This is a genomic window from Mesobacillus jeotgali, from assembly GCF_031759225.1.
Taxonomy (GTDB): Bacteria; Bacillota; Bacilli; order Bacillales; family Cytobacillaceae; genus Mesobacillus; species Mesobacillus jeotgali_B.
The window spans coordinates 2,567,325-2,587,557 of record NZ_CP134494.1; the positions used below are offsets into that span (position 1 = coordinate 2,567,325).

The window sequence follows — 20,233 nt, forward strand, 5'->3', positions numbered from 1 at the left end:
TTAATCAATCTATACATTTTCAAAGGTAGGGTTTCCGCCACTTAATGTTCCACTATTTTACTAATCAACTTTATCTAGTTTGCATCTGGCATTACCAAACTATATTTGCTTTTCAAATAAAGTATTTCGATCATTATATTTGGTCATGAATTTTAATAAGATAAAATTCAAAATCAAAATGGTGAGACCTATTAATGTAAGTAAAAGGGGATTAATGACAAGAAAGCCGGTTGCCTGGCCTATGAAAAGACCCATGACAGGAAGGATTATGATACCTCCCAGCTGCTGTGCCTCCTGAAAACCTTTAGCCCTGGCAGAAATGAACACATTCACAAGGATTGTGAAGATGGTAATCATCGGGACAACCCAAAACATCAGTATTAACCAATTTGCATTTGGGAAAATAAAATAACCAAACATATTATAAGTCAAGCTTACAGTGATCACGCCAAACAGGAAGAAGCTTACCCAAGTAATAATAATTGATGGAATCAATGCTGCAAGAACTTTACCAATGAACAATTCCATCACAGTAATAGGAGAAAACAATAGGGTTTCCATTGTGCGTTTTTCCTTCTCACCAACAAAACTATGAAGGGAAATCATCATTGCATTAATGGTCGGTATAAGCAAAAAGATCGAACCAAGCAGATAATTCACAATGACAAAAATAATTTGATGGTTCATGCTTGGGAGGCTGCCTATCAGTTCCCCGCTCTCTGTACCTTTAAGCCCCTGCACAATATTTTCAACTAAATCAGTCAATTCCGGGGATGTAATTGGTACATTCTTTACCAAAAGAATGAAAGCTAACGGAAAAATCACCGAAAAAATCAGCGGCAATAAAATCAGTCCCAGCCATACCTGGACGGAGCTGGTTATTCCTCTTATATCTTTAGCTGCTATAAGCCATATTAACTTTTTATTCATCGACCCCACTCCTGATCTTAAAATATAGGGATTCCAAATCATTATTTTCAACCTCCACATGGTGAACCCAATAACCACGGATGATTTTTTGAAGCAGAGGGGTTATATGTTCACTTGAAGGCAATAAGAATTGCAATGTATTTTTATCCTTTATTAAAACCGGATACCCTTCCCAAAGTGATACATCAGGCAGCAAATTAGTAATAACTTTCAATTTAATTTGGCTCACATGCCTTTGTTGAAGCTCATGAATAGTACCAGAATCAGTGATCTTACCGTCATTTAGAAAAAAGTACTCTTTACAAACATGTTCTAGCTGATGCAATATATGTGAACAAAGAAATATAGTCGTTCCTTCCCTCTCATTTAAGTCCTTCAGAAACTTTAGTACCAATTTAATTCCCTCGGGGTCCAGTCCATTCGTAGGTTCATCGAGAAAAAGGAGTTTAGGATTGTGGAGAATCGCCTTGATGATCCCCAGCCTACGTTTCATCCCTGTACTATACGCGCCTACTTTTTTATGCATATGGTCATCAAGTTCAAATTCCTCCAAGTAAAGGTGGATTTTCTTTGAGTCATAGTTTCCATATAGTTTGGAAAAGAAAATAAGATTATCAAGTCCAGACATTTCGTGATACAGACCAGCATTTTCAGTCAAAATTCCAGTTGCCTTCCTCACCGCATCTCCCTCGATACCCGGGTCCATGCCGAGTATGGATAACGTTCCGTCTGTTGGGTTGATCACACCGTTCATAAGGCGGATCATAGTTGTTTTACCAGAACCATTTGGACCTAGAAGACCTACAATATTTCCTTCTTTTACACTCATGGATACGTTGTTAAGTACCACTTGATCCCCGAAATGCTTTGAAACTGCATCTAGTTCAATTACATTTTGCTTCATACCACTACCCCCAGTTCGCAAACCGTTTTTTCATAAGACGCCTGATAATGAAAAACGTTCAATAAAATTATGAGTATGGTTTTTAGAAGTTGAAAAAAGTGTTGACCGTTGTTCTTTAGCTTGACTCCATCACTTGCGCCAAAAAATAATGTAAAAAGGACCAGTATCCGTGACTGGTCCTTACTCTATTTTCTGTAATGGCTCGGTTTTATAGGGAATTGTAATTTCGGGCGCAAATCGGCTGTATTGGTGACCTATTTTTCAATAAACTAGCTATTTCGGTCACCAATCGGCTTTATTGATGACCTATTTTTCAAGAATCTGGCTATTTTGGTCACCAATCAGCTTGATTGGTGACCTATTTTTACAGAATCTAGGTATTTTGGGTATCAATCGGCTTGATTGGTGACCTATTTTTACAGAATCTAGGTGTTTTGGATACCAACCGGCTTCATTGGTAACCTATTTTCCAGATTCTTGTTTTTTCGGGCTCCTATAGTCTAAAATGAAAACCTAACTTTGAAGCTAACACAAGCTTCCACGATTCCATCCTTATACTTCCCTTCTCATTGCCTGGAGAACATCAACTTTAGTGGCCCGCTGTGCAGGACGCAGCCCGGACAGGATGGTGACAAGGTAGCAGATGATAAAACTGATGAGTGGCAATGTATATGGGATGTGGCTGAATATCAAACCTTCTGGCGGTTCTTCTCCGAACGCCTGTTTAATGATGAGTGGGAGCCCAAAATTGACGATAAAGCTGATGGCATAAGCGACAATAGTTCCAATCGCTGCCCCAATCAACCCGATATAACTGCTTTCAAGCAGGAAAATCTTTTTGATTGTCTTTGGATTCGCACCAATGGCCTTCATTATTCCTATGTCAGGTGCCCTTTCTGTAACAGCCATAGTCATTGTGTTATAGATCCCGATTGATGCAATGATGATTGCGATGGTCCCTATAAATATTAAACCAGCTTTTACGATGGTGAACATGACATTGACATCTTTGAGCTCATTAATGACCGAATAGGATAGGTAATTATTTTCTTTTAATTTTGCCGTAATATCTTTCACTGCTTCCATATCTTTTGCGTAAATCTTCACTTGATCATACTGGTCAGCAGGGATGGTTGGCAGTTCCATGTCTGGATTGTTGGGATCCTTCAGCATTCCACGTGGCGTGCCAGTGAATTCCTCAACCTGCTGAAGAACTCCTTCTGAAACAAATACTACACTGTCGTAAATCCATTCCTTTGTTGGTTTTTTGCGGATTCCGACAACTGTTACTTCTAAAGGTTCTTTCACCTCTTTACCGTCTTCGAACTTGATGACATTCATGGTAATTTTCTTGCCGACCAATTCGCCTTTATAGCGGAATTCTTCTTTTATCTGTCCTTTTTCATCATAAAGTTCTTCAGTTACCTCGTTATTAGGGCGTAAATCGTGGAAGAAATGGTACCCAACGACCACTTCATTCTCTGCTTTTGGAAGCCGGCCTTCCGAAAGTTCAAGCCCAGCCTTTGTTTCAGATGGCATATGCGCCACTACTGCCTCGGCATCTGTCAGGTGTTCATCCACTTCAAACATATAATTCTGCAGGTTTTTTCTTCGTGTCACGGCCTTGACATCCTTTATTTCTTCGAAGTAAGAAATATCTTCATTCGTCAGCTGTGTGAAGCCATTATTAGAATCCTCTTTTCCGGGGACTTCTATCTCTGTGACAATCCTTCTCTCCAGCGTTTCCTTTACTATTGATTTATGAAGCCCAAACCCCACTGAAGCCAGTACAATAAGGAAAGCTACGCTCATTGCCGTCGCCAGTATTGTCATGAACAACCGGGTCCGGTTCTTTTTCATATTCTGCCTGACGAAATTAAATTGATCTTTAAGCCTCATTTGCATATACCTCCTCAACAACTTTACCGTCCCTTAATTCAATGGTTCGATGCCCTATTTGTGCTACCTTATCATCATGGGTGATGATTAAAAATGTAATGCCAAGCTCCCTGTTTAATTTAATGATGAAATTCAGTAAATCTTCCTCTGTTTCTGAGTCCAGACTGCCAGTTGGTTCATCTGCAAGAATGATGGGCGGATTGACTATTAGCGCTCGGGCAATGCTCACCCTTTGCTGCTGCCCACCGGAAAGCTCACCAGGATAATGATCCTGGTAGTCTGATAATCCCACCATTTCAAGGATTTCATTAGTGCGTATTTTCCCCTCTTCTTCTTTGATCCCCTTAAGGATTAGCGGCAGTTCAACATTTTGATAGGCAGTCATGCTAGGAATCAGCTGAAAGCTTTGAAAAATGAATCCAAGGTGCTCAATGCGAAAATCCGCAAATTTTGTTTCGTTCATGGAGGATGTTTTCACCCCATTAATCATGATCTCTCCCTCTTTTGGCCTGATAAATCCGCTGACAAGGTTAAGGAGGGTTGATTTACCTGATCCACTTCTGCCCACAATCGTGACAATTTCACCATTGTTCACTTTGAATGAAACATTCTTCAACACAGGGATTACCGTTTCCCTCCCTTTCTTGCCTATTTTAAAATCATGACTTAAATCTTTGATTTCTATCATTAAATACACCTCATCTACTAATTATTTGAATAAATTATATTTTTTTCCATGCGTTGTGCCGAAAAAAATAGGCGATTGAATCAATCGCCCGTATTAACTATTAGGCTGGGTATTTCTCTGACATAACTTTTTTCAATTGTTTCCGTGCTCTATGAAGCCGAGTTTTGACTGTGCCTGACTTTAAATTTAGCTTGCAGGCGATTTCATCTTCTTTTAAACCGTACTGGAACCTTAATACCAATACTTGCTGATACTCATTCGTCAACAAATAAAGCATGTGCTGGATTTCCTCTTTGAAAAGAATGATTTCGACTTCCTTTTCAAGCGATTGCTCGGTATCATGATCACTGAAAATTTGCTCCATGATGGACTGGTCAGACGGAAGCCACTTCCTCCTTTTTTCTGCCCGCAAATAATCAATGGCCGTTCTTGCAGCGATTGCTGCTAACCATGAGCCGATTTTATGCGTATCTACGATGGTATCTGCCTTTTTATATGCCTTTATAAAAGTCTCCTGGACAACATCTTCTGCCAGATGCCTGTCTTTTGTGATACTGAAAGCAATTTGACACAGCTTCTTTCCATGTATTCTATAAAGCTCATCAAAATCAAGAATAGCCATACCCATCCCCCTTGCCTGTTACTATCTTTTGCAAGCCGCTTTGCTTACAACTCTTTTTTTCTATTAGTTTTCTTTAAAATACTCTCTGATAAAGTCGGGAACATGATTATCGCTAAAAGTACGTATTTCCTTATAGTTCCCGTTTTTATAAACGAAAATTGCTGTGTACGGCGATTCATTAAACCAGCCGTGACCTGCGCTCTCAATCGCTGATAACACATGGTCGCGATCACTCAGTTTAAGCGCGTTTCTATCGTTCATAATTCGATTGGTTATTTCTTCTTCTGGATATTCCTTGAATTGTTCTTCTTTAATCGACTCATTTGACACGACAATATATTCAATATCTTCTGGCGTCACCATTGCTTCCTCAAGCATGTCATTTTTCTCCAGCCATGCGATGAAGCTTTTATATGACTGTTTTAGTTCTATATGATCGAAATTGTTTATACCCGACATAATTTCAATGGTTGACTGATTGCCTACCGGATAAGAATCAATGGTGAACGGTTCCTGTTCAATTTCCTTTTTAAGGATTTCAAAAGCCTCGTTGATTTTGTTCTCATCAGTAATGGTCAATGGGCTTTCAGAAAAGTGCTTGTTTATTCTAATGGAGGTTATGTCTCCCGTATTGATCCTAAAAATAGGCTCATGTGCACGCTTATACTCCAGTGATTCATATATCTCCTTCAATAGTGGTTCATAGTCGTATCGATCAATGGTGTACTGGCGAACTAGTTTTTTTCCATTTTTGAGTTCATAGATAAACAGAGCAGATTCCTGGGATTCCATTTTTTGTTCATTGATTCTTTCATTCTTAAGAATGCTTTCATGAAAGATTCGGACAGCTTCAATAGTTTCTTTTTGCAAAAGTGGTTTTGGAGCAAGTCGGTCATCCTGATGGATATAAATGTGATTAGCATAGGTGACACTCTTGATGTCATCAAGTGCAGGCACTTTTTTCTCATAGGGAGCGAATGCTTGACTAATCAAAATCAAGACTACCATCCCGGCAGCAAAGTATCCCAGGCCCTTTACTCTCCCAAAAACCCTCCAAGTTTTCTGAAGAACCATTTCGGCAGCATAATATCCGATGATTCCCCCGGCAGCGTATCCAAATATCAACCAGGCAAATTTATTCTGCATAGCATCAAAATACATGCCACCAAGCAGCATCATACAGAAAGCGACTCCATATTTAAAAATGATTCTCAAACCATTAAAAGCAATAGCTTCTGAGGCTGCTTCTATATTCCTTTTTTTATAGAGATATAGAGAAAGGAAATATAAAACCAAAACAAGAGCTGAGTAGATAAAATAGGATTTGGCACTGATGTTCTCGCCCTCTAAAAAAGCCAGATGCGATATAGGTGAAAGATATTCTATATTCCTGATCTGATAATAATCACTTGGAAATCCGTACAGCATTAATCCAAGGTTATAAATGATCAGTAAAGTGAACCCGGCTGGAAACAATAGCATGATATATGTCAGGACTCCCTGTACCACCGAAATTCCTGTAACCATTGCAATAAATACACCTGAAAGGAAAAATACAGAGTTATATAGGATGACAATACCTGCCCATCTGAAAATGTCCTCCAGCTGGAAATATAGATTCAAATCATACGCACCGTGAATAATGACAGTAATCAACAAAACTAGGATGACTGGAACAATCAGAAACGCAAAGCCCGTCAGAGTGTAAAAGTGAAAGATTTGCTGCCGTTTGATTGGCAGACTATGGATTAAATCCGCTGCTTGCTTGACGTGCAGAAAGCGATAAAGAAAGATTGCCATAACCACTGGTACTGTAATGAACATAATGAACTGAATAGGAAACTGGAAATCAAATAATCTCTGCACCGGCATTAAATTTCGGTAATTTTCACTGGAATAGATCATCATAATTTGCAATGGAATCGCAAAAAACAAAGCAAGGAAGTAAATAGCGGAAATCCAGCCGACGTTTCTTCCAACCTGCAGCACCATCTCTTTGTTAAACAAGGATATTTTTGATTGCATAGCCGATATCCCCCATTTCGTATATGAAAATTTCTTCTAAAGTTAATGGGAGGATATCAAAGATAACAGGCTCAGTCAGATTGATCACTTTCTGTATTTCATCTTTTTTTCCTCTGATAATGCATACCATGACACTTCCCCTTCTTTCGCAGTGCAGCAATGCCAGCTGATTTTCCAGATGATTTGGAGTATCCCCCCGATAGGCTACCTGGACCTTATGGATATCAGATTTTAGATCATCAAGATCTTTTTCCATGAGAAGGGAGCCATGATGCAATATTCCGATGTGGTCGCAGATATCTTCAATTTCCCGCAAGTTATGCGAGGAAATCAAAATCGTCATTTCCCGGTCTGCCACATCCTGTATTAAGAGGTTCTTAACCTTTTTCCTAGCAACCGGATCCAATCCATCCATAGGCTCATCAAGAATCAAAACTTCCGGCATCGTGGATAAAGCAAGCCAGAAGGCAGCTTGTCTTTGAATTCCTTTAGAAAATGAATGTAATTTTTTGTTCATGCTGAAATCAAAGACTTCCGCTAATTTCAGGAACCTATCTTCATTCCATGCAGGATATATGCTTTTATAGAATTTCGCCATCTGTTTGACGGTGTACTGAGGAAAGAAGTATGGCTGATCGGATATGTAAAATATTTTCTCCTTTAAAGCCTGATTTTCAAAAATTGGTGAACCGTCGAGAAGCACCTGTCCATCATCCTGTTTATATATACCCGCAATCAATTTAATGATGGTTGTCTTGCCAGCTCCATTAGATCCAATCAACCCATAAATGGAGCCTTTATTGATCGTCATATTGACATTCTTAACGGCCTCTTGTTTTTCAAATGTTTTATTTATCTCTATCATTTGAATCATCCTGCCCGGTTCCCCCTTTCAACGCATCAATGTTCTTTATCATCTCATGCAACTCTTCTGCAGGAATGCCCAGGTAAAGTGCTTCCTGCAGAAGCTTTTCCAGATCCTGCTTTACTTGCAGGATTTTATCAGCATCTTTGCCTGGATCCATCGGATTGACAAAGCTTCCCTTGCCCTTTAATGAATAAATAAAGCCTTGAACTTCAAGCTCCCTATATGCCTTTTGAATTGTATTTGGGTTAATTGTCAATTGCTGTGCCATTTGCCGCACCGAAGGCAATTGTTCATCAGGTTTGAGCACTTCATTAATGATCAGCTCTTTCATTTTATCTACCAGCTGTTCGTATATTGGCTTTCGGCTCCTCAGGTCAAGCTCAAACATAATGACCCCCTATCTGTACTAAGTGTACTATTATAATTAATACAGTTTAATTATATGCCAGCTACTTCCAAAAAGATAGGGGATATTTTCTTAATAATTTCTTAAGAAAAATTAAGAATTGGAAAGACAAAATTAATCAGTGTCACTTTCTCAATCGTTATTTATAGTGTAATTTTACACAAAACATAACAAAGAACTCAACGGTTTATTTAGAAAATTTTGGACACCGGTCATTTTCACAAAAAAAATAACACTCTAGAAGTGAACTAGAGTGCTGCCGTATAGTGTATAAATTCATTCTTGAAATTCCTTTTTGCTTTCCATTAAACACCATCAATCCCAAAATACATTAAACTCAATCTGCTTATCCATAATATCACGGGAGGTGAAATAAATGAAATGGTTACTCACAATTGGTTTTATACTTTCAAGCAGCACTGCTAATAATCAAGACGAAATAGATATTATGTGGGATGGTGAACCGGTTGCAGAAGTACAGCGCTCTGATTTTTCAATTCCATGGTTTGGATATCCAATCCTCAATCACACAATGCTGGAAACATTAAATAAACAGCTGTCTCTCCAGATCAGGAAAGATCCGGCAAATGCCGGTCTGGATGATTACGGGAAAATCATTCCTGAAGACGTAGGATACATACTCGATGAAAAAAGGTTCAAGAAGAGTTTCACCACGAGTTTTTTTGAACAACATCACTCACAGATCCAAATCCCTACTTTACCTGTTTACCCAAAGGTCGACAGCGAAATTATCTCAAGTATTAGAACAAATTTAATTGGCCATTATATAACCTATTTCAATAGCAGGAACAAGGAACGGACGCATAATATCAACCTTGCCGCCGAAGCGATTAATAATCATGTTGTTTTTCCGGGGGAAACCTTTTCCTTCAATAAGGTTGTTGGCAAACGCACGGCCTCAAAAGGCTACCGGCCTGCACCAATCATTGTCAGAGGTGAACTGTCTGAGGGTATTGGCGGAGGAATCTGCCAAGTGTCGTCAACACTCTTTAATGCTGCTGACCGCTCAGGCTTAAAGATACTTGAGCGCTATTCCCATAGTAAACAGGTTCCCTACGTTCCTCCAGGCAGGGATGCAACAGTAAGTTGGTATGGTCCGGATTTCACTTTCAAAAACAAATACAATCAGCCAATCCTGATCAGGGCAAAAGCATATCCAGGAAAAATGATTGTGCTGATATACTCTTCTGACGAAATCAATATAGAAAAACGGAAAATCCCCAGTGCAAATGGCAATATGATCATCCCAGAAGAACCTTTATGAATGATGTAGGAATCCTTTTAAATGAAGGATTCCTTTTATTTTTTCAGGAAAACCTTTACAATTGAGTAAATCTTTACGTACACTAATGGTAATAGATGGTTTTTATATTTTCATAGGATGTGAGTTTATTTGCCTAAAAAAAAGAATACAACGCCTATTAGGGTTAATATTTTGTTCTTTTCAGTCTTCATTCTCTTTTCATTGCTGGTGTTGCGCCTCGGCATCGTGCAAATCGTTCATGGAGAAGATTATAAACGCGAAATAAACCGAAAGGAAGATGTGACAGTCAATAATCCTGTACCGCGAGGAAGAATGCTGGACAGAGATCTTAAGGTGATTGTCGACAACAAACCACTGAATGCTATTACATATACGAACAACGGTGCGTCCCAAAAAGAGATGCTCGAGGTTGCCGCAAAATTGGCCAAAATCATTGACAAAGATACAGATAAAGTGCGAGAACGAGATATGAAAGATTTCTGGATGATCAAGCATCCTGAAGAAGCAAAAAAACTAATAAAAGATAAAGAAATGGAGCTTTTTAGAAATAAAAAGCTTAAAGATAAAGATCTATATAAACTGCAGATTGAAAGAATTACGAAAAAGCACCTTGATCAACTAACTAAGGAGGATATAGAAGAGCTGGCCATTTTCAGCATCATGAACAGCGGTTATAAATTTGTACCGCAAATTATCAAAAACAAGGATGTCACCATGGAAGAATTTGCAGTTGTAAACGAGAATCTTTCCGTGCTCCCTGGTGTTAATGCAACCACAGATTGGGATCGGCAATATAATTATGAAGATGCCTTCAAACCTGTACTAGGACGAATCACAACCAGCAGTGAAGGCCTTCCGGCTGAAAGACTCGATTATTTCCTGTCACGGGGCTATACACTCAATGACCGCGTCGGAAAAAGCAATCTTGAAATGGAATATGAGGATGTACTGCAGGGCAAGAAAGAAAAAATAGTGAATGTGACTGATAAGTCCGGTGAGCTATTGGAAAAGGAACTAGTTTCAGAAGGACAGCGCGGAAAAGATTTAATTCTAAGTATCGATATGGACCTCCAGCTTGCGGTAGAGGAAATTATCGAAAAAGAATTATGGGCTGCCAAAAGATCACCTGGAACTTCACTCCTTGACAGTGCATATGTCGTTTTAATGGATCCAAACACTGGTGAAATATTGACAATGGCGGGAAAAAAGATCGTAAAAGATAAGGAAACAAACGAAATGTCTATGAAAGACGACGCACTTGGCAACATCAGCCAAACTTTTAACGTGGGTTCTGTAGTTAAAGGAGCGACGGTGTTGACCGGCTATAAAACAGGCGCTATCAATTCAGCTACCCGGTTTGATGATCGCGCACTTGATATAAAAGGAACTCCAATCAAAAAATCTTATGCTTATTTAGGAACCCCGAATGATATTGAGGCTTTGAAGTTGTCATCCAATGTCTATATGTTCCACACTGCTATCCGGATTGGAAATGGTGTTTATCGTTATAAGCAACCTTTGAATCTTGATCCGAAGGTTTGGGATACGATCCGAAATTCCTTTGCCTCTTTTGGCCTTGGAATCCGGACAGGTATTGACCTGCCGAATGAACAAACAGGGGCAAAAGGAGCAAATTCCCCAGTTGGTAAAGTGCTTGACTTGGTCATTGGACAATATGATACGTATTCAAATATGCAGCTTGCCCAGTATATCTCCACGATTGCCAACGGAGGCTACAGAATGCAGCCAAGAATCGTTAAGGAAATCCGTGAACCTTCGACCAATGGTGAGGAGCTGGGATCAGTATATAAGTCCTTTTCTCCAAAAGTACTGAACGATACTGGCATTAAGGAACAATGGCTTGATAGAGTCCATACCGGTTTCAAAAAAGTTATGCAAGAGCCAGGTGGTACCGCCTATCGGTACTTCAGCACAGCAACATACTCGCCTGCTGGCAAGACTGGAACGGCAGAGGCGTTCTATGACGGACAGTACCGGGTACCCGGTGAAAAACTAATCCCAACGATGAATCTTAGCCTTGTTGGATATGCACCATCTGACAATCCAGAAATAGCCATGGCAGTTGTTGTTCCCTGGGCTTATCAGGGCAGTGTCGACCACGGAGCAAATAAAAAAATTGGCCGTGCTGTGATGGATGCATACTTCAACAAGAAAAATGGAGTTAAAGAACCTGTTGATGAAACTGTTGAATGATAAAGGCCTATAGACAAAGAAAAGCTGTGCCATGGGCACAGCTTTTCTTGCTTCGGTTTACAATTCCTTCGCAAGAGAAGGTTTTTTCAATTCAACGCTCTCAAATGCAGCGCCAATCTTTTCTTCACCCTGAGTGAATTTTTCATCAGCAGCGTCAAAAGCTGGAGCATCCTTCTTAAGCTCCTCTGCTTTTAGCTTGTATGATTCTGCAATATCGGAAAGTGCAGCTTCAAGATCTGCTTTTTGATCTTTCAATTCAGCTGGGACTTCAAGTCCTTCAACCTTAGCAGCAACTGCAGCTGCAGATTCACTAGCTGCGGCTTTTAATTCTGCCTGTGCTTCAGGATCTTCTTCACCTTCGTATGCATTAAGGTCAGCATCAGCCTCGTTGATAGATCTTACAAGGCTCATGTAAAATTTGTACAGAACACTCTTAGGGTTAGCAGCTGGCTCTTCTGCCTTTTCTGTTTCTTTCTTTTCAGGTTGTGCTTCTTCCTTTTCCGCTGAACATGCAGTCAACCCGATTGCGAATGTGATCGCTGAAAGTAAAATCCAAAATTTCTTCATCTTTCTTCTCCCCTTCAATCTATATATCGCTAAATGTGAAATCTGAATTTCACACAGCTTTTTCATTATAAAGGGATTATTTAACAAATACAAATTATTTATGATTGACTTTTAAAAAAAGTCCCCAGTTGCCCAAACGCGATGACGAATCACTTTTTCACCACTTTACCATAGTAATGAATATGTTATTTTCTGTTTTGAATTCAGATTTCATACTGAAACCTATGTTTTCATATAACTTGATTGCCCTTTTATTGAATTTAGCGACAGTCAGCCTAAGAGTCGAATTTATATGTAAACCTTCCAGTTCATTAAGTATGAATGATAAGAATTCGTTACCAAACCCCTGCCCAGTAAGCTTAGGATCCAATCCTACACCCACGTCCACTGCTGGCTCAGAATAAGCACCCGACTCTCTTAAAGCTGGAACCTGGGCAGCTTGCCCGCTGCAATAAAAACCAATCAATTCCTCTCTTCCATCCACAACCGCTGTATATCCCTCATTCAGTAATTCAAGGATTGCTTCATCGGTAACCACATTGTTATACAAGTCATATGGCGGATCATAATGCCAGTTTAAAATCTCAATTGCAAACTCTTTCGTCATTTTTCTGCTATATATCTTCATACGGTACCCTCCATTGAATTAGAATGATTTAATTTAAATGTCATTTTTTCGTAATAATATGTTTAATAGCTTTTGCTTCGGGAATATATGTAGTAACAAAACAAAAAACAATTAATGACAGGAGCGATTACATAATGATTACTACATTCGCATTACTTGGAGGAGCTTTCGCAATCGCCGCTGGACTAAATTTCTTCGCAGTTAATGAAAATGCCTTTATAGATGATGAAGCAACTAACTAAAGAGACGCTGATCCCAGCGTCTTTTTTATATGGAATTTGAACATTTTTTGTATTTTTGAATTATCGCAGGAAATACTAGAATAAAAGAGAATTAGTTACCATAAATGTATTGCCTCATATCTGCTAAGGAGGGTACGGAAAATGCAAACACCGGATCTATTATCAGGTGAACAGGTCATTTTGTGCAAAGTTAAGAAACAAGATTTGGACACATGGTGGGAGCTGATCCACAATGACGAACATCCTGAATGGAAAAAATGGGATGCACCCTACTATCCTCTTAGACAAGTACCCCTTGACAAGTTCAAGGAACAAATGTCGAATCTCATCGACCAAGGATATGACAGAAAGTACCTTATTAAAGTAGACGATGAAATTATTGGAATGGTGACATATTACTGGGAACACGAATCTTCACAATGGCTGGAAATCGGAATTGTCATTTACCTTCCAGAATATTGGAATGGCGGCTATGGAACAGATGCATTGAAAATATGGATTGCACACCTATTTGAAACCTTCCCTATACCAAGGATCGGTTTTACAACCTGGTCCGGGAATTCCAGGATGCTTATGGTCGGCAAAAAACTGGGTATGGTGGAAGAAGCACGGATCAGGAAATGCCGACTTTATAATGGGAAGTACTATGATTCAATAAAAATGGGATTGTTGAGAGAAGAATGGGAAGCGCTGCAACAATAACTAATGTTCTATGCTAACAAAACCGTCTGGTTCCAACTGTGGGGCCAGACGGTTTTATTCATGCCAATGAGATTGTCCCATTATTATTTTTTCACTTAAAGTATTTTCGCCATATAATATTCATCTTTATACTGGCCATCCACTACCAATGAGTCTATCTTAGTTCCTTCAATTTCAAAGCCCATCTTCTCGTATAAAGCGATACCTGCCTTATTTTCTGTCATCACCGTTAATTCAAGTCTGTGAAGCTGAATTTCTTTTCCCCAGCTAAAAAGCTCTTCAAAAAGTTTTGTGCCAACCCCATTACCTCGATGATTTTCTTTTATTCCAATAACAAGATAAGCTGAATGCTCACTTCGGGCTGCACTTCCTCCTTTTGCAATTAAATAGCCTGCCAATCCGCTATCCGCTTCAGCCAGGAAAATAGTTGAATTCTCTTCCGCTGTAAAAGCCTGTATGATTTTCCTCTGAGCTTCGGGATTGTATCTTCTTTCACCAGGACCAAACAGCATGAAACTCGTTGTACTTTCAACTTCTTGAATGAGTTGTGCAAAATTCTCTGTATCTCGTTCTTCGGCTTGCCGGATATTCAAATTTAGTCCCCTCCAATAAGGTTTCAAAAAAACAGAGGAAAAAATCCTCTGTTCTAAGAAAATATATTTTTTATGCTCTCGATGAGCTCTTTAAAGAAATTTGAGACTGATTCCAAAAATCCTTTGTCTCCAACTGCTTCTTCAATTCTTTTTTGAATATCTGTAGAAATATTTTCTAACTGAGTCTTCACATTGTCAAAATTGATGTTCAGATCACGCATTTTATTGAATAAGTCAACGAGTAGCTGTCTGTCTTCAGGGCTAAGCTGAATCTCGAGCGTCTTTAGCTTATCATCGATAATCTTTTCAATCTCTTCTTTTGTGGCTGGGTTTTGTGCAGCAATTTCTTTTTTAATTTCAGTGAGAAGCTCACTAACTTTATCCTGATCGAGCCCCTCTTTTTTAGCTAGTTTAGTTGCCAGGTTCAATTCTTGATTGGCAACTTCAGTACGATCCTTATCAAGAGCTGTTCCTTCTCCTTCATCATATGCCTTGTAGATTCCCACCAGAGCGGAGTGTCCGGTCACCTTGACAGGTGAAACCACATCTACAATCGCATCCTCGATTCCTGCAGTCAACAGCGCGTTGGCGTACATTTCGTCCGTTACTTCTGTTATATTTTCCGGAGTGACCTGGTTAATCACAAGTCCTTCTCCAGTATCCTTCCTGGTAATCTTGGCAGATGAATACATATTCGAATGTTCATCGCCGTCAATATAGGTTACAAGGTCTTTCCCTGTAACCACAATCTCCTTAACTTTTGAAGGATCTTTGATTCCCAGCAAGTTCCTGACTTCTTCTTTTTGCTTATCAGAAAGTGCCTCCCCATAAACAACAATCGGTGGACCGTACTTCTCATTTATGACATCTTCATCATTGTCATTGGAAGCAAGTGCAGGAGCAGTATAAATCCCTAGAGCGAAAATGAATAGGCTAAATAAAACTGAGATGTGCTTTACTTTCATTTATTGTTTCTCCTTTATCACATTTTTTTAACTAATTACCCTGCTTTCATCTTTTAGAACCTGATAAGTTTTCTACATCGTTTCGGCTTTTTTCAAAGGTTCCCATATTAATACGAATATTTTCGCTAAAAAGTTTCATTATAGAACAAAAAGCGCAAGCGCCTCGCTCAGCCCCGACAAGCGCTGGAGGACCGACCGGTGAAGTCGTTCTTTGACTTCATTGGGCGGACCGAAGCGTCTCGAGGGGCTAGGCGCTGGAGCTGGATTAAGATACCCATATGGAGTTATCCACACAATCAATCTTCTATAATTTCCCAAACAACAAGAAAGCTACTGAACAGGAATCAGTAGTTTCCTTAAACTTTAATTCTGCTCACAAGCCTGACCTCATTCAAAAATATCATTTTCACCTAAAAACCGAAGATGCTCAGTTGACGAACCACCGCGGCCAAAACCATTATTGTTTGGGTATGAAGGATACTCAGTGGACCCGTCAATTGCTGTTGATCGCCAGCCGAAATAATATTGAGGTGGCGGAAAAAAGTCAGCAAAAATAGAATCAGGTATCATTGCTGCCATCATTTTATTTTCTGCTTTCATATACTTTTGCCACTCTGAAGGAATTGGTGTATATCCATATGACTTCTCCCCAGCCTCTGCTCTGTATTCCATTTGAATGCCGGGATCATACTGTTCCTTTCCTTCACTGACGGAAAACCCACGTTCTTTAATCAAAAAAAACGTCAAATAATCCAAATCATTCTCTGGATGAAAATTCCATATTATAAAATGTGAGGACGGGTCATCGGCATCAATCTTCCAGATTTCCGGCATGCTTCCGGTAGAAAAGCTTGATAATTGCCACTCATGCTTCTCCCACTCCCAAAAGCTTATACCATGATCTTCTTCTTCTGTTATAAAAGGAATATACACATGTTTATCATCAAGAAAAATCGTGTCTTGTATTTCCGCTATTTCCATTCTATTATAAGGATCACTCAAGGTTTCCTTTACTTTCTCCTGATCTGGAAAGTTTGCTGGGGGCGCTAGATAATACCAATATAAAACTCCGCCAGCAATTAACATCAGGATAAGTAAAAGTGGCACAAGCACCTTTTTGCTCATGAAGTTACTCCCCCTTCTTCAGCAAAGATTTTTCTGCTCTAAAGTATACTTGCTTTTGTCCTGTTGAGATTAAGATCCCTTTTCCATCTTGTTCAACAAAAATCAGAGGATCGATCCCGCTCCCCCATTTTGCTTCAGTTCCGGAAAGCTGATACGGGAATCTTTCTTCCGCTTTTGAAAGTTCACCGGCAGACTCAAAGGCTTCGTAGTACCATTTTTCACTATATACTGATTCTTCCTTGAAACTGTCCAATTGATCAAGAAGAGAATCTATGTCCAATATCTTACTGCCAGCAGATGGATGCGTTTGAATGATCTTTCCTTTATTGACATCCGAAAGATAGGTTGATATCTCATTTGCAGGGAATATAACCGAATGGATTAGTGGACTGATAAGTGAAACTGCTAAAAAGATAAAATTGGCGAAGAAACCTAACCAGGCATATTTCCGATACTTATCCCAGCTTATGCCCCCTTCTTTACGTGAATAGATTCCATTTAAAATCCATACACCAAGAGGAAGAATGGCTAGTTTTATCTGCTGCTCCATGTATGGCAGGTTAATAGAAAAAGAGAATAAGCCAACAAAAATGACAATGGTCATCTTCCATATGATTGGTTTAACATCCTGCTTCCTATATATCTGAATTGCCAGAATAAAAATAGCACCCCAAGCCATTAAGTTCAAAACAAACCCAGGAGCGTTCATATGTACACCTCACTTCTTTTATTGCTTATACCTAACTGAAAAGAGCGATGATAAAATATTTCGTCAGCGCTAAGTACTCCCTTGTATATGACTTAAAAACTGCTTGAATCGGCGTCTTTGCCGGTAAACCATCTATTGTCAATTCTTCATTATCCGCAATCATCTTTGCTCGGTAAATATGGAAATCATTCGTCACTACTAAGCCGCTTTCAGCTTTTTCTGGTATGAATTTTTTTGAAAACCGGATATTTTCATACGTATCAGTCGACTGATCTTCGAGGATGATTCTTGACCCTTCAATTCCCTTTTCAATCAGTTCCCTTTTTATTGATTCTGCTTCAGAAATATCCTCCCCTGGTCCCTTGCCGCCAGAGGCAATCGCAATCGTGTTTGGGTTCTCTTTTAAATACATTGCTGCATGGTCAATTCTGTATTGCAGTGCGAGCGAAGGAACATTTCCTTTTACACGTGCTCCAAGGATGATTAGATAATCAGCATTCTTTGGTACATCCAGTTTAGAGTTTTCAACAATTTTGTAATGAAGAATACCCACATAAAAGGCTGAAATGAGAAGGCATGCTGCCACTAGCTTTTTTAATAATGCTTTTTTTATCATTCATGTCCCAACCCTTCAAATCGCTAATCTAATATTACCATCATCTACCATAGATAGTTTGCAATTTTCTTAAAAAAGGATAAAAAATATCATAAATCGACTGTTTTTCCGAATAATTTCATTGTCTCTATCCCTAAAAGATACATGGTGGTGTTTCAACACTTTCTTTGCCGAAAGCTAACTAGTTTTGTCACAAGGAAAGGAAAAGAAAAAGATAAAGCGAATTTCTCAATATAATAAGGAGGGATTTTTATGAATACTAGCGCAGCCGCAAAGCTGCTCGGTGTTTCTCCCAGCACGATTCAGCGATGGGTGAAGCAGGCAAACCTTCAAATGGAGCGTACGGAGTTGGGGCATTATCAATTTTCTGAGGAGAGCATCGAAGTTTTAAAGGACATCAAAGAACAGCTTAGTAATGGGGTATTGTTACAAGACTTAAAAATCAAGGGAAGAAAGCACAGAAAAGCGACCATACCAGCTGTTAAACCAGATTTTACAGTGGAAAAGCTGATGAAACGCCTGGAGGAGATCGAAAAAAGGCTGGACAGAAAGGCTGATGAAGTAGTTTCTTATCAAATCCTCCAGCATCGCAGAGAAATTGAAGAACTGCAAAATGAAGTAGCCCGGCTGACCGAAGTGATTACAGGCATGGAAGAAGCTGCTGCACAACGAGAAACAGTGCAAGATGAAAACAAGCTCTCATTGACGCCTGGTAACACTTTAAAGAAATTCAAAAAGCGAAATATTATCAGCTCCTTTTTTGGATTTTAATTTGGCACATCAGGGATGTGTTATTTTTTTTGGCGAAGGCTAAATAAAGAGCTTTAAATAGTGTACCTCTCTAATAAAAAAACAGACCCAGTATTCTGAGTCTGTTTTAGAAATCCTTAGTTAGACTTTCTGTACGTTTGTAGCTTGAGGGCCACGCTGGCCTTGTTCAACATCAAATGTAACTTCTTGTCCTTCATCTAAAGATTTGTACCCTTCGCCCTGGATTGCTGAGAAGTGTACAAATACATCTTCCCCGCCTTCGCGTTCAATGAATCCAAAGCCTTTTTCGCTGTTAAACCATTTTACCTTACCACGTTCCACAATTGTTGCCTCCTAGCGATTAAAAAAATTGCAATTTAACCTTGCGTGATTATTATATCCTTCCCAAAACATTTTAAACTTAAAAAAGAATATTTTTAGCAAAGTCTTAGTTGCTGGATATTTTTTTATAAGTTTCCTCATCGCAAATCACAAACATCTTAGTTCCTTCAGGAATTTTTTCATCATGTTTCCGGGCAACATCCAGCGAATGTCCATCCGATATTAGTGTTGCTCCAAGGTCAAAGAGTTCCATGGCTGCTTGTTTATAGGTAGCCCAATGCTGCTTCTTCTCGATCTTATAGAGCTTTTCTCCCTCCATATTACTGAGAAGCTGTTTAAACAGCTTGCTTGATCCAGGATAGATTGCGGCCTGAGCCATAAGTTTAGATACTGATTCATTGGATAAAATAAATTCATCGATGTTTGCATGCTCGAATAGCGCAATATGCTTCTCTTTCATAATCTCAGCAATTGTATAAATATTTCTATTAGCTTGCTTCGAGATATGTTCTACCCTAGACGCAATGAGCAAGGTTTTCCCATCTGCAAATTCCGGCAGATCCATTTTGTCATCTGTAAAGACTGCGACAGATCTTGATTTAAGGATGTTTGCTTGCATCAGGATTTCTTCCTCAGCAGGATTTCCACTGACAAAATGTACACGGTCATGCTGGACTGGCGATTCATTGCTGTGATCGACAATGACGATATCGCATTTTTTATTGGAGTTCAGGATTTCCTCGACAACATTCTTTAGTTTATCTCTGGAGGAACCGATCAGTATATAGTGATCCTTACCTTTATAAGCCAACTTCCCTTCCTCCTTCATTCTTTTATACAAGGTCAGGCTGTCAAAAATCTTACCGATGATAATACCCATGGCACCTATTCCAACCGTATAAAGCAAGATCATAGTGAAAAGTCTTCCGAGATCACTGCTTGGTGAGTAATCCCCGTAACCAACCGTCACGACCGTAGTCATTGTCCACCAAACGGCATCGAGGTACCTTGGAAAAGTCTCTGGTTCCAGTGCCTTAATAATCAGGCTGCTTAAAAGGATTACTCCAATAACGATCAAGATAATCTTCAAAAGGCTGACTTTAAGCAGTTTTGTAAACAACCTTTGTAAAATCCACATGGTTGGACCTCCTTT

The 20,233-nt window shown here is 39.3% G+C and carries 21 protein-coding genes; 4 read left to right on the plus strand and 17 right to left on the minus strand.

Annotated elements, in window-relative coordinates:
- Window positions 1-99: 99 nt before the first annotated feature.
- The 8 genes from RH061_RS12800 to RH061_RS12835 form a co-directional block, all read right to left on the minus strand.
- On the minus strand, window positions 100-930 hold the full coding sequence (locus RH061_RS12800) for an ABC transporter permease subunit (protein ID WP_311070675.1): 831 nt from the start codon (window positions 928-930) through the stop codon (window positions 100-102).
- A complete protein-coding gene (locus tag RH061_RS12805; RefSeq protein ID WP_311070677.1) occupies window positions 923-1,834 on the minus strand; it encodes an ABC transporter ATP-binding protein in 912 nt (303 codons plus the stop codon). The genes RH061_RS12800 and RH061_RS12805 overlap by 8 nt, the downstream gene beginning before the upstream one ends.
- Window positions 1,835-2,386: 552 nt before the next feature.
- Window positions 2,387-3,733, minus strand: coding sequence for an ABC transporter permease (locus RH061_RS12810; RefSeq protein WP_311070679.1), 1,347 nt, complete (start codon window positions 3,731-3,733; stop codon window positions 2,387-2,389).
- Window positions 3,723-4,421: an ABC transporter ATP-binding protein gene (locus RH061_RS12815; protein ID WP_311070681.1), complete on the minus strand. Its 699-nt coding sequence runs from the start codon at window positions 4,419-4,421 to the stop codon at window positions 3,723-3,725. Before RH061_RS12815 ends, RH061_RS12810 begins: the two co-directional genes overlap by 11 nt.
- 100 nt (window positions 4,422-4,521) lie before the next feature.
- Window positions 4,522-5,043, minus strand: a complete 522-nt coding sequence (locus tag RH061_RS12820) for an RNA polymerase sigma factor (RefSeq protein WP_311070684.1) — start codon at window positions 5,041-5,043, stop codon at window positions 4,522-4,524.
- A 63-nt stretch (window positions 5,044-5,106) separates the two neighbouring features.
- Window positions 5,107-7,068, minus strand: coding sequence for a DUF6449 domain-containing protein (locus tag RH061_RS12825; protein WP_311070685.1), 1,962 nt, complete (start codon window positions 7,066-7,068; stop codon window positions 5,107-5,109).
- Entirely contained in the window at window positions 7,043-7,942 is a 900-nt protein-coding gene (locus RH061_RS12830; RefSeq protein WP_311070686.1) for an ABC transporter ATP-binding protein, read from the minus strand. Before RH061_RS12830 ends, RH061_RS12825 begins: the two co-directional genes overlap by 26 nt.
- Window positions 7,917-8,324 (minus strand): GntR family transcriptional regulator, encoded by a 408-nt coding sequence (locus RH061_RS12835; RefSeq protein ID WP_311070687.1) that lies wholly within the window; start codon window positions 8,322-8,324, stop codon window positions 7,917-7,919. The genes RH061_RS12830 and RH061_RS12835 overlap by 26 nt, the downstream gene beginning before the upstream one ends.
- Window positions 8,325-8,718: 394 nt before the next feature.
- Here RH061_RS12835 and RH061_RS12840 point away from each other — a divergent pair, with 394 nt between their 5' ends.
- Together RH061_RS12840 and RH061_RS12845 are read left to right on the plus strand one after the other, a co-directional pair.
- Complete coding sequence (locus RH061_RS12840; RefSeq protein ID WP_311070689.1) at window positions 8,719-9,627, plus strand: VanW family protein; 909 nt, start codon at window positions 8,719-8,721, stop codon at window positions 9,625-9,627.
- A 129-nt stretch (window positions 9,628-9,756) separates the two neighbouring features.
- Window positions 9,757-11,841 carry a peptidoglycan D,D-transpeptidase FtsI family protein gene (locus RH061_RS12845; protein ID WP_311070690.1) on the plus strand — a complete coding sequence of 695 codons (2,085 nt, stop codon included), beginning with the start codon at window positions 9,757-9,759 and terminating at the stop codon, window positions 11,839-11,841.
- A gap of 57 nt (window positions 11,842-11,898) precedes the next feature.
- On the opposite strand, the gene RH061_RS12850 is transcribed toward RH061_RS12845, so the two are convergent.
- The gene (locus RH061_RS12850; protein WP_311070692.1) at window positions 11,899-12,408 is read right to left on the minus strand and encodes a hypothetical protein; all 510 of its coding nucleotides are present in this window, start codon (window positions 12,406-12,408) and stop codon (window positions 11,899-11,901) included.
- A 157-nt stretch (window positions 12,409-12,565) separates the two neighbouring features.
- Window positions 12,566-13,036, minus strand: coding sequence for a GNAT family N-acetyltransferase (locus RH061_RS12855; RefSeq protein WP_311070694.1), 471 nt, complete (start codon window positions 13,034-13,036; stop codon window positions 12,566-12,568).
- 383 nt (window positions 13,037-13,419) lie between these two features.
- Here RH061_RS12855 and RH061_RS12860 point away from each other — a divergent pair, with 383 nt between their 5' ends.
- A complete protein-coding gene (locus RH061_RS12860) occupies window positions 13,420-13,980 on the plus strand; it encodes a GNAT family N-acetyltransferase (RefSeq protein ID WP_311070695.1) in 561 nt (186 codons plus the stop codon).
- Between the two features lie 95 nt (window positions 13,981-14,075).
- On the opposite strand, the gene RH061_RS12865 is transcribed toward RH061_RS12860, so the two are convergent.
- From RH061_RS12865 to RH061_RS12885, 5 genes are all read right to left on the minus strand, one after another.
- A complete protein-coding gene (locus RH061_RS12865; protein WP_311070696.1) occupies window positions 14,076-14,573 on the minus strand; it encodes a GNAT family N-acetyltransferase in 498 nt (165 codons plus the stop codon).
- Window positions 14,574-14,626: 53 nt separating this feature from the next.
- A complete protein-coding gene (locus tag RH061_RS12870) occupies window positions 14,627-15,538 on the minus strand; it encodes a DUF1002 domain-containing protein (protein WP_311070697.1) in 912 nt (303 codons plus the stop codon).
- 387 nt (window positions 15,539-15,925) lie between these two features.
- Window positions 15,926-16,663: a hypothetical protein gene (locus RH061_RS12875; protein WP_311070698.1), complete on the minus strand. Its 738-nt coding sequence runs from the start codon at window positions 16,661-16,663 to the stop codon at window positions 15,926-15,928.
- Window positions 16,664-16,667: 4 nt separating this feature from the next.
- Window positions 16,668-17,372, minus strand: coding sequence for a hypothetical protein (locus tag RH061_RS12880; RefSeq protein WP_311070700.1), 705 nt, complete (start codon window positions 17,370-17,372; stop codon window positions 16,668-16,670).
- A 31-nt stretch (window positions 17,373-17,403) separates the two neighbouring features.
- Window positions 17,404-17,988: a YdcF family protein gene (locus tag RH061_RS12885; protein WP_311070702.1), complete on the minus strand. Its 585-nt coding sequence runs from the start codon at window positions 17,986-17,988 to the stop codon at window positions 17,404-17,406.
- Between the two features lie 252 nt (window positions 17,989-18,240).
- Here RH061_RS12885 and RH061_RS12890 point away from each other — a divergent pair, with 252 nt between their 5' ends.
- On the plus strand, window positions 18,241-18,759 hold the full coding sequence (locus RH061_RS12890; protein WP_311070703.1) for a MerR family transcriptional regulator: 519 nt from the start codon (window positions 18,241-18,243) through the stop codon (window positions 18,757-18,759).
- Between the two features lie 120 nt (window positions 18,760-18,879).
- On the opposite strand, the gene RH061_RS12895 is transcribed toward RH061_RS12890, so the two are convergent.
- Both RH061_RS12895 and RH061_RS12900 read right to left on the minus strand, forming a co-directional pair.
- Window positions 18,880-19,080, minus strand: coding sequence for a cold-shock protein (locus RH061_RS12895; protein WP_101641882.1), 201 nt, complete (start codon window positions 19,078-19,080; stop codon window positions 18,880-18,882).
- A gap of 106 nt (window positions 19,081-19,186) precedes the next feature.
- Window positions 19,187-20,218, minus strand: coding sequence for an ion channel (locus RH061_RS12900; protein WP_311070704.1), 1,032 nt, complete (start codon window positions 20,216-20,218; stop codon window positions 19,187-19,189).
- Window positions 20,219-20,233 lie beyond the last annotated feature (15 nt).